The organism is Nocardia sp. NPDC002869 (assembly GCF_046764065.1).
Taxonomy (GTDB): domain Bacteria; phylum Actinomycetota; class Actinomycetes; order Mycobacteriales; family Mycobacteriaceae; genus Nocardia; species Nocardia rhamnosiphila.
The window spans coordinates 1-12,781 of record NZ_JBKOOL010000163.1 but is presented as its reverse complement, the minus strand read 5'-3'; the positions used below and the strand labels follow the sequence as shown (position 1 = coordinate 12,781).

11 protein-coding genes and 3 pseudogenes are annotated in these 12,781 nt (G+C 69.9%); 4 read left to right on the top strand and 10 right to left on the bottom strand.

Going from position 1 to position 12,781, the window contains the following annotated elements:
- Positions 1 to 206, bottom strand: a pseudogene (locus tag ACLML9_RS23740) (NAD-dependent succinate-semialdehyde dehydrogenase); the annotation flags it as partial.
- Between the two features lie 237 nt (positions 207 to 443).
- Between ACLML9_RS23740 and trpB the strand changes: the two are divergent.
- The 3 genes from trpB (at position 444) to ACLML9_RS23725 (ending at position 4,433) form a co-directional block, all read left to right on the top strand.
- Entirely contained in the window at positions 444 to 1,685 is a 1,242-nt protein-coding gene (gene trpB, locus ACLML9_RS23735) for a tryptophan synthase subunit beta (RefSeq protein ID WP_411947594.1), read from the top strand.
- A gap of 287 nt (positions 1,686 to 1,972) precedes the next feature.
- Positions 1,973 to 3,436 (top strand): DHA2 family efflux MFS transporter permease subunit, encoded by a 1,464-nt coding sequence (locus ACLML9_RS23730; protein ID WP_411947593.1) that lies wholly within the window; start codon positions 1,973 to 1,975, stop codon positions 3,434 to 3,436.
- 166 nt (positions 3,437 to 3,602) lie between these two features.
- Positions 3,603 to 4,433 carry an IclR family transcriptional regulator gene (locus ACLML9_RS23725; RefSeq protein WP_411947592.1) on the top strand — a complete coding sequence of 277 codons (831 nt, stop codon included), beginning with the start codon at positions 3,603 to 3,605 and terminating at the stop codon, positions 4,431 to 4,433.
- Here ACLML9_RS23725 and ACLML9_RS23720 read toward each other — a convergent pair.
- The 4 genes and pseudogenes from ACLML9_RS23720 to ACLML9_RS23705 all read right to left on the bottom strand — a co-directional run.
- On the bottom strand, positions 4,408 to 5,355 hold the full coding sequence (locus ACLML9_RS23720; protein ID WP_411947595.1) for a 2-hydroxyacid dehydrogenase: 948 nt from the start codon (positions 5,353 to 5,355) through the stop codon (positions 4,408 to 4,410). The two genes, ACLML9_RS23725 and ACLML9_RS23720, sit on opposite strands and share 26 nt — an antisense overlap.
- 44 nt (positions 5,356 to 5,399) lie before the next feature.
- Positions 5,400 to 6,338: a hydroxymethylglutaryl-CoA lyase gene (locus ACLML9_RS23715; RefSeq protein ID WP_411947591.1), complete on the bottom strand. Its 939-nt coding sequence runs from the start codon at positions 6,336 to 6,338 to the stop codon at positions 5,400 to 5,402.
- Positions 6,335 to 6,475, bottom strand: a pseudogene (locus ACLML9_RS23710) (CoA transferase); the annotation flags it as partial. The gene ACLML9_RS23715 and the pseudogene ACLML9_RS23710, both read right to left, overlap by 4 nt.
- Positions 6,476 to 6,528: 53 nt before the next feature.
- Positions 6,529 to 6,720 (bottom strand): annotated as a pseudogene (locus tag ACLML9_RS23705) (gluconate permease); the annotation flags it as partial.
- Positions 6,721 to 7,041: 321 nt separating this feature from the next.
- On the opposite strand from ACLML9_RS23705, the gene ACLML9_RS23700 reads away from it, so the two are divergent.
- Positions 7,042 to 7,839, top strand: a complete 798-nt coding sequence (locus ACLML9_RS23700; protein WP_411947590.1) for a VOC family protein — start codon at positions 7,042 to 7,044, stop codon at positions 7,837 to 7,839.
- 59 nt (positions 7,840 to 7,898) lie between these two features.
- Here ACLML9_RS23700 and ACLML9_RS23695 read toward each other — a convergent pair whose 3' ends face one another.
- The 5 genes from ACLML9_RS23695 to ACLML9_RS23675 all read right to left on the bottom strand — a co-directional run bounded on the left by ACLML9_RS23695 (position 7,899) and on the right by ACLML9_RS23675 (position 12,413).
- Positions 7,899 to 9,029 carry a serine hydrolase domain-containing protein gene (locus ACLML9_RS23695; RefSeq protein WP_411947589.1) on the bottom strand — a complete coding sequence of 377 codons (1,131 nt, stop codon included), beginning with the start codon at positions 9,027 to 9,029 and terminating at the stop codon, positions 7,899 to 7,901.
- 78 nt (positions 9,030 to 9,107) lie between these two features.
- Positions 9,108 to 9,296, bottom strand: a complete 189-nt coding sequence (locus tag ACLML9_RS23690) for a hypothetical protein (protein ID WP_030519206.1) — start codon at positions 9,294 to 9,296, stop codon at positions 9,108 to 9,110.
- A 32-nt stretch (positions 9,297 to 9,328) separates the two neighbouring features.
- Positions 9,329 to 10,411 carry a Vms1/Ankzf1 family peptidyl-tRNA hydrolase gene (locus ACLML9_RS23685; RefSeq protein ID WP_411947588.1) on the bottom strand — a complete coding sequence of 361 codons (1,083 nt, stop codon included), beginning with the start codon at positions 10,409 to 10,411 and terminating at the stop codon, positions 9,329 to 9,331.
- Between the two features lie 107 nt (positions 10,412 to 10,518).
- Positions 10,519 to 11,493, bottom strand: a complete 975-nt coding sequence (locus ACLML9_RS23680; protein WP_411947587.1) for a TIGR03557 family F420-dependent LLM class oxidoreductase — start codon at positions 11,491 to 11,493, stop codon at positions 10,519 to 10,521.
- 140 nt (positions 11,494 to 11,633) lie between these two features.
- Positions 11,634 to 12,413, bottom strand: a complete 780-nt coding sequence (locus ACLML9_RS23675; RefSeq protein ID WP_411947586.1) for a DUF72 domain-containing protein — start codon at positions 12,411 to 12,413, stop codon at positions 11,634 to 11,636.
- Positions 12,414 to 12,781 lie beyond the last annotated feature (368 nt).

Here is a 12,781-nt window from a genome sequence, read left to right as displayed (position 1 = left end):
GCCTGCGCGGCCGCGGCGGCGTCCAGCGCGGCCAGACCGTCCTCGGGGGTGGCGTCGGCGACCTCGCACAGCTGCTGTCCGGTCGCCGGATCCAGGACGGGCATGGTCTTCGCGGTTTCGCGGGTGCGGCCGTCGACGAAGAGGCCGGTGGGTACCGACTCGACGGCTTCCCGTTCGGCGGCGGTGAGTGTGGCTTCCGTGAGCACGGTGGGACGCTCCTCCCTGACGGCGGCCGGTCGAGCCTGGCCGGATTGTCGACAATCCTACAATAGGGGGCAGTTCTCGTGGTGGGGAAGGCTCCGATTGCGCGGTACGCGGCGACGCGGCGAGAATCCAACCCTTTAGTACTGTTAACTACTCTGTTGCCGAGAGGTGACCCGGTGCTTGCGCCCGGCGTACAGAATTTCGGTGGCGGAGTCGGGAACAGGGAATGTGAGTGCTGGATGGTTGTCGATCACGAGGTCGCGCGGAATACCCTACGACCCGGGGATTTCCCGGATGAGCGCGGCCGATTCGGCCGATTCGGCGGCAGATACGTCCCCGAGGGTCTTATGGCCGCGCTGCTCGACTTGGAGCGCGCATACGATGCCGCCCGCGCCGATCCGGCGTTCGTCCGGGAGCTGACCGGCCTGCTGCGCAGCCGGGTCGGCCGGCCCACCCTGCTGCACCGGGTGCCGCGGTTCGCGGCGCGGCTGGGTACGCCGGCGCCGACGGTCTATCTCAAACGGGAGGATATGGCCCACACCGGGTCACACAAGATCAACAACGCGCTCGGTCAGGGGTTGCTGGCCCGGCGCATGGGCAAACGCCGCATCGTTGCCGAAACCGGTGCGGGACAACACGGAGTGGCCGTCGCGACCGTGGGTGCGATGCTCGGTTTGAGCTGCACCATCTATATGGGCGCCGTCGATATGGAACGGCAGCGGGCGAATGTGATCCGGATGCGATTGCTCGGCGCCGAGGTGCGGGCGGTGGACACCGGGAACCGGCGGATCAAGGAGGCGATCACCGAATCGGTCCGCGACTGGGTGTCACAGGTGGACACCACCCACTACCTGCTGGGCAGCGCGGCCGGGCCCGCCCCCTATCCGCGGATCGTGCGGGATTTCCAGCACCCCATCGGGGCGGAGGCGCGGTCCCAGATCCTGACCGCCGAGGGCCGGTTACCCGACTACGTCATCGCCTGTGTCGGCGGCGGCAGCAATGCCCTCGGCGCGTTCCGTCCCTTCGTGGCCGATCCGGGGGTGCGGTTGCTCGGTGCGGAGGCCGCCGGGCGCGGAATGGAAACCGGCGCGCACGCGGCATCGCTGAGCGCCGGCAGTCCCGGCGAGATCGACGGCACCTTCAGCTACCTGCTGCAGGACGACGACGGCCAGATCTCCGGGACGCACAGTGTCGCCGCGGGTCTGGACTATCCGGGTGTGGGCCCGGAACTCAGCCATCTCGAGGACAGCGGCCGCCTGACCGCCGTCCCGGTCGACGATGCTCTCGCGCTGCGCGGGATGGAGGCGCTCGCGCACAGCGAGGGCATCATCCCCGCCCTGGAATCCGCGCACGCGGTGGGCTGTCTGCTCGAGCTGGCCGAGCGCGGTGACCTGGCCGCCGGGTCGGTGGTCCTGCTGTGTCTGTCCGGGCGCGGCGACAAGGACCTCGAGATCGCGGCCCAGCACCTGGGGCTTTGCTGACCTTCCGGTAGCCCGTTCTCCGATACGATGCGCGGGCTCGCGTGACCTCACTCATATCGGCATGCGGAGTGGTCGGGGGCGGGCCGTCGCGACCTGGGCAATCGGGCTGGGACCGGGAATACAGCCGCCCGAAAAGCGATTGATCTCTGCACAGCCGTAAGAAACACTGGCGCGTCACCGATGAGCCGAGCGCCGCTCACTCGTCTGTTCTGACGTACGCCGGGCAACGGTCATCGACGACCGCGCCCCGCTCACGCCAGATCGCTCACGACCTCCGGAGGTAGCCGATGCCCGCCCTGTTATCCGACCGCCGGACCGGAGGAGGTACCCCGGCCGTCGTTCGGTTGCTGGTGATCGCGACCTTCGTGGTGATCCTGAACGAGACCATCATGATCAACGCGATCCCGCGCCTGATGCACGACCTCGAGGTCACCGAACGGGCCGCGCAGTGGGTGTCGACCTCCTTCATGCTCACCATGGCGGCCGTCATCCCGGTCACCGGCTGGTTCCTGCAGCGGGTCACCACGCGGCGCGCCTACGCGCTGGCCATGGGTGTCTTCCTCGCCGGGACGGCGCTGTCGGCGGTGGCGCCCTCGTTCGCGGTACTGCTCGCCGGGCGGATCGTCCAGGCCGGTGGTACCGCGGTGATGATGCCGCTGCTGATGACGACCCTGATGACCGTGGTGCCCGAACGCGACCGCGGCCGGGTCATGGGCAATGTCACCCTGGCCATTTCGGTGGCTCCGGCCATGGGACCGGTCATCTCCGGTCTGGTTCTGCAGGTCGCCTCGTGGCGCTGGCTGTTCATGCTGGTGCTGCCGATCGCGGGCGCGGTCACCTGGTTCGGGTTGCGGCGGCTGGAGAACATCGGGGAACCGGAGACCGGTTCGATCGACTGGTTCAGCGTGGTCTTCGCCGCGCTCGGTTTCGGCAGCCTGGTGTACGGGTTGAGCCGATTCGAAGCGGGCACGGTCGCCACCCCGATCCTCATCACCGTCGCCGGTGCCGTCCTGATCGGCCTGTTCGTCGCCCGGCAGCTGTGGTTGCAGCGGCACGGCACTCCACTGCTGGATCTGCGGATCCTGCGCTCGCGCACCTACAGCCTGGGCCTGGTCCTGATGGCGGTGGCGTTTCTGGCCATGCTCGGCTCGATGATGCTGCTGCCGTTGTATCTGCAGAACCTGCGCGGTCTGTCGCCGTTGGAGACCGGGCTGCTGGTCATGCCCGGCGGTCTGGCCATGGGTGTGCTCGGCCCGGTGATCGGCCGCCTGTTCGACCGGTTCGGTGGCCGCGTCCTGGTGATCCCGGGGGCGATCGGGATCACCGCCGCGCTGGCCGGTTTCACCCAGATCTCGGTCACGATGCCGTACTGGCAGCTGCTGGCCCTGCACATCCTGCTCATGCTGTCACTCGCCGCGGCCTTCACGCCGGTGTTCACCCTCGCGCTCGGGGCCCTGCCGGAGGACCTCTACTCGCACGGCAGCTCGATGCTGGGCACGCTGCAGCAGGTCGCCGCCGCGCTGGGGACGGCGCTGGTGGTCACCGTGATGGCGAGTCGCACCAGTGCGCTGCAGGCCACGGGTATCGATACGCTGACCGCGCAACTCGACGGGATGCGGCTGGCCTTCGTGGTATCGGCGGCGCTGTCGCTGGTGGTGATCGTGACGGCGATCCTGCTGCCCAACCGGTCCGGCGCACCCGGCGGAACCGGCGACACCGAGCATCCCGAACCCGAGCTCGCGAAGATCTGACCGCCCGCGGGCCCGGGTAGGTGCCCGACGTGGTCCGCGCCGCCGGCGTCCGGAAATCTCCCGGCGCCGGCGGCCGCCGGGCTTCGGGCCGGCAAGGTCGCGGTGGCCTACGGCCGGGCCGGTGTCCGGCGCCGGAGCGGGCCGGACACCGCGTAGATTCGGCGATATGTCGAGGCAAGACGGCGGTGCTGCCGCGAACCACCAGCCGCTGCTGGTATTGGGGAAGATCACCGAGATCCTCGATGCCTTCTCCCTGGCCCGGCCGTCGTTGACACTGGGCGAGATCCAGAAGGCTACCGGATTGCCGACCTCCACGGTGCAGCGACTGGTCACCAATATGGTGGCGCAGGGCCTGCTGGACCGGGCGGGGGACCGGATCCGGGTCGGGCTGCGGATGAGCTATTGGGCGGCGACGGCGGTCAAGGGACGGGACCTGCTGGCGATCGTCGATCCGGTACTGCGCGAGATCCGGGACGAGACGGGGGAGACCGCCTGTGTTTTCCGGGCCGAACACGGTTTCCGGGTGTGCGTGGCCATCGCCGAGACCCGGCACGCGCTGCGCCGGGACATGTACGTGGGCAAGATCATTCCGCTCTACGCCGGGTCGGCGGGCCGGATCCTGCTGGCCTGGGATCCCGAACTCGCCGAGCGGGTACTGGGGGCACCACTGGAACCGCTGACCGAGGGCACCGTCACCAGCCCACGGGAACTGCGGTCGCTCATCTCCCGGGCGAAGGCCGACGGCTACGCGATCAGCGCCGGAGAGCGGGAGGATTCGGCATCGGGGCTGTCCGCGCCCATTTTCGACGCGGCCGGAAGAGCGGTGGCGGCGTTGACGATCAGCGGCCCCACCCTGCGGATGCCGTTGACGCAGTGCGAGGCGTGGGTGGACCTGCTCGTCGGCTACGCCGAACAGGTCACCCGCACCCTCGGCGGCCGTATTCCGGCCGCCGACCCCGGGCCCGCCGCGGTCAGTGCGCCCGCGCCTCCGGGTTGACCGGGTACGGCGGCAGTTCGTCGCGGAGCATGGCTACCGCGTTCTCCGCGCAACGGCGGGCCATTTCGGCGCGTACCGGTACCGTGGCGCTCCCGACATGCGGTAGCAGCACGGTATTGGGCAGTTCGGCCAGGCCCGGCGCCAGCCGCGGTTCGTCCTCGTACACATCCAATCCCGCGCCCGCGATGGTCCCGTCGCGCAGGGCCGTGACCAGCGCCCGCTCGTCGACGATCGGTCCGCGCGCGGTATTGATCAGAATCGCCGACCGTTTCATCGACCGGAGCGCGGATTCGTCCACGAGATGGCGGGTCTCGGCGTTCAGCGGGACATGCAACGAGAGATAGTCGCTGGTGGCGACCAGTTCCGGCCATGGCAGCTGCTGCACCCGGCCGGCGAACTCGCCCAGTTCCTCCTCGCTCACCACCCGGTCACCGGGCGGGCGTGGGGAGAACACCACGGTCATTCCGAAAGCGAGCGCGCGCCGCGCGGTGGCGCGGGCGATCCGGCCGAAACCGGCCAGGCCCAGGGTCCGGCCGCTGACATCGTGGCCCAGCAGCAGTTCCGGTTCCCAGCCGTGGAACTCGCCGGACCGGACGAAGGTATCGGCCTCCACACACCGGCGCGCGACCGCCAGGATCAGCAGCAGGGCGATATCGGCGGTCGCGTCGGTCAGGACGCCGGGGGTATTGCCCACGACGATCGAGTTCGCGGTGGCCGCCGCGATATCGATATTGTTGTATCCCACCGCGAAATTGCTGATCCCGGTGATCTTCGCCCGGTCCAGCAACTCCGCGTCGAATTCGTCCCGTAACTGCGCCACCACCACCCGGTAGTCCCCGGACGCGCAGGCGTCGGCCAATTGCTCACGGCTCATCGCGGTCTCGGCCACTGTCACCGACCCGGCGGCTTCGAGTAGCCGCATCCCGGGATCGGGCAGTGGGGTGGTGACGAGGAAATCCGCGGCCGTCACGACTGCTCGCCGATCACCCAGTCGAAGGCCCGGGCTTTCGAGCGGGCCCCCTGCGCGGTCTTGGACCGGTTGGGTTCGCCCAGGTCGGCGAGCAGCGACTCCCCGGTCTCGACCACGGTCGCCAGGATCGCGGGAGTGAGCCAGTCGGGGCGGATGGCGAACAGCAGGTCCTCGGTCGCGGTGTTACCGCTCGCGCCCGGGGCGAACGGGCAGCCGCCCAATCCACCCAGCGACCCGTCCACCAGCGTGGCGCCCGCGTCGATGGCCGCCAGCGTGTTCGCGACCCCCAGGCCCCAGGTGTCGTGACCGTGGTAGACGATGCGGCGCGGCGGGGTGTCGGCGCGGACGCCCGCGACGAGCTGCCGTACCTGGGCCGGGACGGCCTGGCCGAGGGTATCGGCGAGGACGATATCGGCGGCGCCGTCGGTCCGCGGATCCGCCGCGATACCGAGCACCCGGGCCGGATCGACGACACCTTCGAAGGGGCAGGTGAACGCGGTCGCGATACACAGCTGAATGGTGCCCCCGCAGTCGCGGGTCAGTTCGATCGCCGCGGGCATGGCGGCGACGCTGTTCTCGGTGGTGCGCCCGATATTGGCCTTGTTGTGCGAATCCGACGCCGACAGGCAGTACTGGAAATTACGCGCACCCGCCGCGGCCGCCTTCTCGATATGCCGTGGCGTGGCCACCCACACCCAGCATTTCGCGAGTTCCTCGGGCGTCAGCGCCGCGATCACGTCGAGCGAATCGGCCAGCGGCGGCACCAGGTCCGGGCGGGCCATGGAGCCGATCTCGAGCTCGGGAACGCCGAGCGCGAGCAGATCGCGGACCAGTGCCACCTTCCGTTCGGTATCCAGTGGTTTGCCGGTGAGCTGCAGCCCGTCGCGCAGTGTCACGTCGCGCAGCTGCGCCGCCGGTGTGTAGGCGAAGGTCATACCATAACCCCTGTTTCCGAAGCGCCTGTGACGGCATCGATCTCGTCGTCGGTGAGGCGCAGTACCGCGGCGAGTACTTCGCGTGTGTGTTCACCCAGGTCGGGGCCGATTGTACGGATCGGCAGCGAGGCCCCGCCGTCTCCCGCAGCATCACGCCGGTCAGCACGCCGAAGGCGGTCAGCAACCCGACCTCGGCCATGATGTCGCCGAAACCGGTGGCGATCGTTTCGACGGTTTTCTCGGTACCCAGACCCGCGGTGAGCCCGAGATAGGACGAACCGAGGACGAGCGCTACCGCCGGGTTGATTTCGAATCGGATGATGAGCACGACCACCGCGAGGACCGCGGCGCCCGTGTTGACCGTCGTTGCAAGGTCTGACATGTGCATATCCCATCGAGTCGCACCGGGCCGGGCGTTGCTCCCGCGCTGGCGGCGCAGAAGGCCTCTCGTGACGCAGGCCACAGCGGATTCACATTATGAGCACATACTCACGATATAGGCAATCGGCGTGCCGTTGGAGTCGCGTGTGCTGCGCGGTTGTTGCCCGCCTGCCGCCCGGTGGATACGGTGGGCTCGCCACGGACCGCAGCGCGATGACGCGGGCCGTGCGGCGTCTGTCTCATCCGGTCTGTCCCATCCGGCCACCTCGGCCTGTTATCGCTCGACTCGTGCGAACCCGAAACGGAACACGGAGGACACGCAATGCCGATACGTGAAACTCCCTGGCCGGCCGGCACCCCGTGCTGGACCGATTGCCAGGTCGACGATACGAAACGCGCCCGTGAGTTCTACGGCGACCTGTTCGGCTGGGAGATCGCCGACAGCGCGCCGGAAGCCGGGGGCTACCTGATGGCGCTGCGCAACGGTCGCCCGATCGCCGGCATCGGCCCCAAACCGCCCGGGCAGCCGATGCCCTCGGCATGGACCACCTATATCGCCACCGACAATGCCGACGACACGGCCGCCGCGATCGCGGCGGCCGGCGGCACCGTGGTCATGGCACCGTTCGATGTGCTGGATGTGGGGCGGATGCTGGTGGCCACCGATCCCACCGGGGCGGCGTTCGCGGCGTGGCAGGCGAAGCAGCATTTCGGCGCGGCGGTCTACAACGAGCCGGGCGCCTACTGCTGGAACGAACTGCACACCGACGGTTATCGGCGCGCGCAGGAGTTCTACGCCCAGGTGTTCGGCTGGACGTTCACCGAGATCGGTGACGGGGTGAACGTCGACTACGCGACCTTCGCCCTTGCTCCCGACGGGGAACCGGTCGGCGGTCTGAACGATTCCACCAAGAACCCGGGCGCCGGGCCGTCGTACTGGCTGAGCTGGTTCCAGGTCGAGGACACCGACGCGATCCTCGCCTCGGCGACCGGCCTGGGCGCGACCTTGCTGATGGGTCCCGACGACAGCCCCTTCGGACGGATGGGCGTACTCACCGCGCCGCAGGGCGAAACCTTCGGCGTGATCGATACCGCGCGGGCCACCGAGATGCCGTCCTGACCGGCCCGCCCGGCCGCCGCGCGGGGCGGCCGGACGGGTGGACGGACAGGCCGCATTGTTCACCCACACAGTGCGTGGGTGAGCACATTGCGAACATCCACGGTGGAAAGCGTGCCGGTCAAGGAGAAGGTGACCGCGAGCCCCGGGGCGGCGGCGCCGGAGATGGCAGAAAAGCCGTAAATGCTACCGAGGTGGCCGACATATTGCCGGCCGCACGGCAGCTCGGTGTACGCAATGCCGAGCCCGTAGGACATGCCGTCACCGCGGCCCATATCGCTCCCGTCGAGCATCTGCGGCAGTAGGTCCTGCGGCACCACCCGACCGGACAGCAGCGCGAGGAAGAACCGGTTCAGGTCGGCGCCGGTGCTGATCAGCGCGCCGGCCGCCCACGGCAGCGACGGCTCCACCCGCGTCACATCGGTAACGGTGCCGTCGACGGTGGCGTAGCCGGTCGGATGCGGGTCGCGCAGACCGGTTTCTCCGGTGGCCGGAAGATAGGTGTCCCACAGTGCCAGCGGAGAGAGAATACGGTCGCGCAGCTCATCGGTGTAACGGTGTCCGGTGACCGCCTCGATCAGCATGCCGGCGACGATGTAGTTGGTATTCGTGTACTTGAATCGAGTGCCGGGGGCGAACTGCGCGGGTTGCCGCAGGGCGGCGGCGATCTCCTGTGCGGGGGTGTAGGTGCGGCCGTCCTGTGCCGCCTCGTACTCGTTCGTCTCCGCGGTTCCGGGCAGTTCGGGCAGTCCGCTTCGATGGGCCAGGATCTGGCGGACGGTGAGGGCGTGCTCGTCCACCCCGGCACCGATGAGCAGACCGGGCAGGTACGTGTCGATCGACCGGTCGAGGTCGATCCTGTGTTCGGCGACCAGTTGCAGCACAATCGCGGCGGTGAAGGCCTTGGTGACGCTACCGACCCGGACATGCTGGGGACGATCGGTAGGGATCGGGGTCCCGGCGGCGATATCGGAGAGGCCCGAGGTGGCGACGACGGTCGCGTCGTTCTCGGTCAGCGTGGCAATGGCCCCGACAGCACCCGCGCGGACCACCGCGTCGAGGTCGCCTTGCACGCTGTCCACGCGGGCGACGGCAACCGAAGGCGCCGGGGCGGGCTCGACCGAGCTCGTCGTGCAGGCAGACAGCAGCACCGCCACTGTGCAGAGCGGTAGGACGATGGCTCGTAAACCCATGATCCGATAGTTACGGGCTGTGCGCGTCGGCGGCACCGCGCGCCCGCGATCGGCGTCGCGCGGTGCCGACGGAGCCGGTCAGGTGCCGCGGTCGCGGCGTTCGGTCCGGTCCACGCGTTCGTTCGCCAGATTGTCGTCGTCGGCCGGCGGTTCCGGGTCGTGCCATTCCTCGGCCCGGCTCGACCGGTTACCCCGCAGGGTGCCCTGTAGTTGGTGGGCCAGCTCGTCGTCGCGGGCCGGACCGTGCTTGCTGCTTCCTCGCTCCATATCGTTCTCCTACCTCGTTCCGGGGGGTGGGTTCAGGCGTAGCGCAGCAGCGCCCCCACTCCCTCCCGTGGCGCGGTCTCCGCGCCGATCGGGGTCACCGTGCCACCGCGCACCAGCGCCGCCACCGGCAGCGCCTCGTCCGCGCGGCAGGTTGTGCCGGTGGCCGTGCCCGGGGCGCCGAGCGCGGCCGGGTCGCGTAGCGGTCCGGGATCCATGCGGACGGTGCGATCACCGAGCGCGTCGGCGTTGATCAGCACGTTCTCCGCGTTGGCGGCCAGCAGGGCGCAGACCGTTTCGGGCAGTCCCGTGACGGCCAGGCCCTCGTCGCGGCCGTGGGCCTTGTCGAAGCGCGCCGTGATGTCCGCGCGTTGCCGGTCGGCCTCTTCGGTGACGACTTCGCGGACCGCGTCGTCGAGTTCGCTGTCGCCGGAGCTCTCGGCGCGGCCGCCGGCCTCGACTTCCACCACTCGCGCGCCGGTGGAACCCAGCGCACCGTGGACCGCGGACCGGGCGTCGGGCTCCCCGGCCAGCACCACCACCTGCGCATGGACGCGCCGGGCGACCCGGGTGAGTTCCTCGGCGACCTCGCCCGCGTTGCGCCGGGCCGTCTCCTCCACCCGGCGCTGCATCGAACGATGCGACCAGCCGCCACCGTGGCGCACCTTGTGCACCGGATGCGCGGTGCCCTCGACCGATTCCTCGACGACCTCGCCGTGCTCGTCCACGCCGTACATATCCGAGCCGACCCGGTCGACGACCGCCACCGCGTGCGGTACCTCGCCGGCCTCGTGTTCGATGAGCGGCAACAGGTAAGGCAGCGGGGACACCCGCACGATCTCCGGCTGCGGACGTCCGGGTAACCGCCGGTCGATGAGCACCGACTCGGCGTCGGCGACCAGGAACCGCCCGGCCCGGCCCGGCTCGGGCGGCCGGCCGGTGACCGCGGCGCCGAGCACCGTGATCATCTGCTCCGAAGCGCCCTCGGCGGCCAGTCGCTCGGCGAGCGCCCGCCAGCGCAGAGCGCGTTGCCGTTCGGCATCCTCGGTGTCGTGTTCGGCGTCGATGTACAGCGAGGCGAACGGTCCGGGCCGTTGCGCTACTTCTCTGATACTCATGCCAGTCACGGCGGGCGCGTACCCGGCCACAGCGGATCGAATCCGGCTCCGGCCAAATCACCGGGACCGGCCCGACCGGCGGCCGGGCCGCCCGGGCCCGCCGCCGGTCAGGCCGGCTGCGGACTCAGTTTGCGTAGCGGTTCGTCCAGTTCCGCGCGGTAGAAATCGATGAACCCGTCCGGGTCCGGTCCGGCGTTCTGCATCACCAGATGATCGAACCCGGCGTCCACGAACGGCTGCGCGACGTCGACGTAGCGCTGCGGGTCCGGCCCGCAGGCGAACTTCTCCAGAATGTCCTCCTCGCGGACCGTCGCCGAGGCCGCCGCGAAATTCACCGGGTTCGGCAGTTCGCTCATCACCTTCCAGCCGGTGAGCGCCCAACGCGAGGTGTCCAGGGCGGCCCGGGCCGCGGTGTGCTCGTCGGGCGCCCACGCCATCGGCACTTCGGCGTAGCGAGGGCCGGTGCCGCCCGCCGCCTCGTAATCCGAGACCAGATGCGGTTTCGGTTCGGTGGCGAAGAGCCCGTCACCCAGCTCGCCGGCGATCTCGGCGGCATGGCTGCCACCGGCGGCCACCGCGATCACCGGCAACTCGTCGGGCAGGTCGAACACGCGGGCATCGGACAGTTTCAGGAACTTGCCGTCATAGGAGCGGTAACCGCCCTCCCACAGCGACCGGATGATCTCCAGCGCTTCCCGCAGCAGTTGGTGGCGGCCGGCGACATCGACCGGGAACCCCTCACCCACGATATGTTCGTTGAGCCGCTCCCCGGCGCCGAGCCCCAAGGTGAACCGGTTCCCGGACAGGATCGCGAGCGTGGCGGCCGCCTGCGCGATGACCGCGGGGTGGTACCGCACGGTCGGACAGGTGACCCCGGTGGCGAGTCCGATCCGATCGGTCTCCGCGGCGATGGCGCCCAGTACCGTCCAGGCGAAGGGGGAGTGGCCCTGGTTGTCCAGCCACGGGTGGAAATGGTCACTGATCTCGACGAAATCGAATCCCGCGGCTTCGGCGCGGACAGCCTGCCGGACCAGTTCGCCCGGGCCGAAGCCCTCGGCGGCGAGTTTGTAGCCGATCTGCATGGTTCCTCCGAACGCTGTAGTCGTCGATGGCCACCGCGAGTTGGATCTCACGGCGGGGCGGCGTCGGACGCAGGCGCGATACCCGGTGGGCCGCGCGGGAAACGGGAAGGGCTCCCTGCGCCGGTCGGCGCAACGAGTGGTCAGGCCGAGGGATAGGGGGGAACGCCGGTGGGGGTGCGTGTCACGGTGGCGCCGGCCCGCGTGGCGAGCGCCGCGAACGCGACGGCGTCCCGCACGGCCGCGCCCCCCGGATCATTGTTGAAATAGACGAAGACGTCCTCGGCGTCGGACCAGGTCCCGGTGAGCCGCTCGGCCCAGGTGCGCAGCGCGCGCGGCCCATAGCGGGGCGCGGGTGCCGCCCGTCCGCGATGCAGTCGAAGGTAGCCCCAATCGGTGGTCCGCCGGCGTGGGGTCACCGGGCGCGAGCCGGCGTCGGCCCAGCAGAGTGCGGCGCCGTGGTCCTCGAGCACACCGCGGATGCGCGGCGACCACCACGAATCGTGCCGGGGCTCCACCGCGACCCGGATATCACGGGGGAAACAGCGCAGGCAGGCGTCGAGCAGGCCCGGGTCGGCGCGCAGCGTCCCGGGAAGTTGCAGCAGCACCGGTCCGAGCCGCGGTCCCAGACCGCCCGCGTGGCGCAGCAACCGGGCGACCGGTTCCTCGGGGTCGCGCAGGCGTTTCATATGGGTCAGGAACCGGCTGGCCTTGACCGCCACGACGAAGTCGGCGGGTGTCCGCTCGCGCCAGGCCTCGAAGGTCTCCCGGGTGGGCAGCCGGTAGAAGGCATTGTTGTTCTCGACGGTCGCGAAACCCGCGGCATAGTGTTCCAGCCACAGCCGTTGCGGGCACCGGTCCGGATAGAGGACACCGCGCCAGTCCCGGTACTGCCAGCCCGAGGTGCCGATGTGCAGCGTCATCGCCGGATCACCGGCTCTTCGCGGCGAGGCCCGGGACCATCGGGGTGACGTGGTGCTGCACGATCCGGAGACCGGGCCCTCGCGGCCTCCGCCCCGGGGCCGGGTGGTGACGCGTCCACGACCCGGAACGGTCCGGTCGCCTGCATGTGTTCATGAGTAGCGGCTACCCCGGCGGCCTGCACCCATGCCCTCGGCGGTACCGACCCGGGGCGCGCAGCGAACCGGTAGCCCCGGTTGTCGCCGAGCGCGGGTTGTTGCGGGGCCCCGGTTGTCGCCGAGCTTGGGCTGTTGCGGGGCCCCGGTTGCCGAGCCTGGGTTGTTGCGGGGCCCCGGTTGTCGCCGAGCTTGGGTTGTTGCGGGGCCCCGGC

Excerpts from the sequence above, each read along its gene's own strand:
- ACLML9_RS23725 (WP_411947592.1), top strand. The coding sequence starts at position 3,603 with ATGTCGAGGCAAGACGGCGGTGCTGCCGCGAACCACCAGCCGCTGCTG.
- ACLML9_RS23715 (WP_411947591.1), bottom strand. The coding sequence starts at position 6,338 with ATGACCTTCGCCTACACACCGGCGGCGCAGCTGCGCGACGTGACACTG.
- ACLML9_RS23720 (WP_411947595.1), bottom strand. The coding sequence starts at position 5,355 with ATGCGGCTACTCGAAGCCGCCGGGTCGGTGACAGTGGCCGAGACCGCG.
- ACLML9_RS23685 (WP_411947588.1), bottom strand. The coding sequence starts at position 10,411 with ATGAGTATCAGAGAAGTAGCGCAACGGCCCGGACCGTTCGCCTCGCTG.
- ACLML9_RS23690 (WP_030519206.1), bottom strand. The coding sequence starts at position 9,296 with ATGGAGCGAGGAAGCAGCAAGCACGGTCCGGCCCGCGACGACGAGCTG.
- ACLML9_RS23675 (WP_411947586.1), bottom strand. The coding sequence starts at position 12,413 with ATGACGCTGCACATCGGCACCTCGGGCTGGCAGTACCGGGACTGGCGC.
- trpB (WP_411947594.1), top strand. The coding sequence starts at position 444 with ATGGTTGTCGATCACGAGGTCGCGCGGAATACCCTACGACCCGGGGAT.
- ACLML9_RS23700 (WP_411947590.1), top strand. The coding sequence starts at position 7,042 with ATGCCGATACGTGAAACTCCCTGGCCGGCCGGCACCCCGTGCTGGACC.
- ACLML9_RS23695 (WP_411947589.1), bottom strand. The coding sequence starts at position 9,029 with ATGGGTTTACGAGCCATCGTCCTACCGCTCTGCACAGTGGCGGTGCTG.
- ACLML9_RS23680 (WP_411947587.1), bottom strand. The coding sequence starts at position 11,493 with ATGCAGATCGGCTACAAACTCGCCGCCGAGGGCTTCGGCCCGGGCGAA.
- ACLML9_RS23730 (WP_411947593.1), top strand. The coding sequence starts at position 1,973 with ATGCCCGCCCTGTTATCCGACCGCCGGACCGGAGGAGGTACCCCGGCC.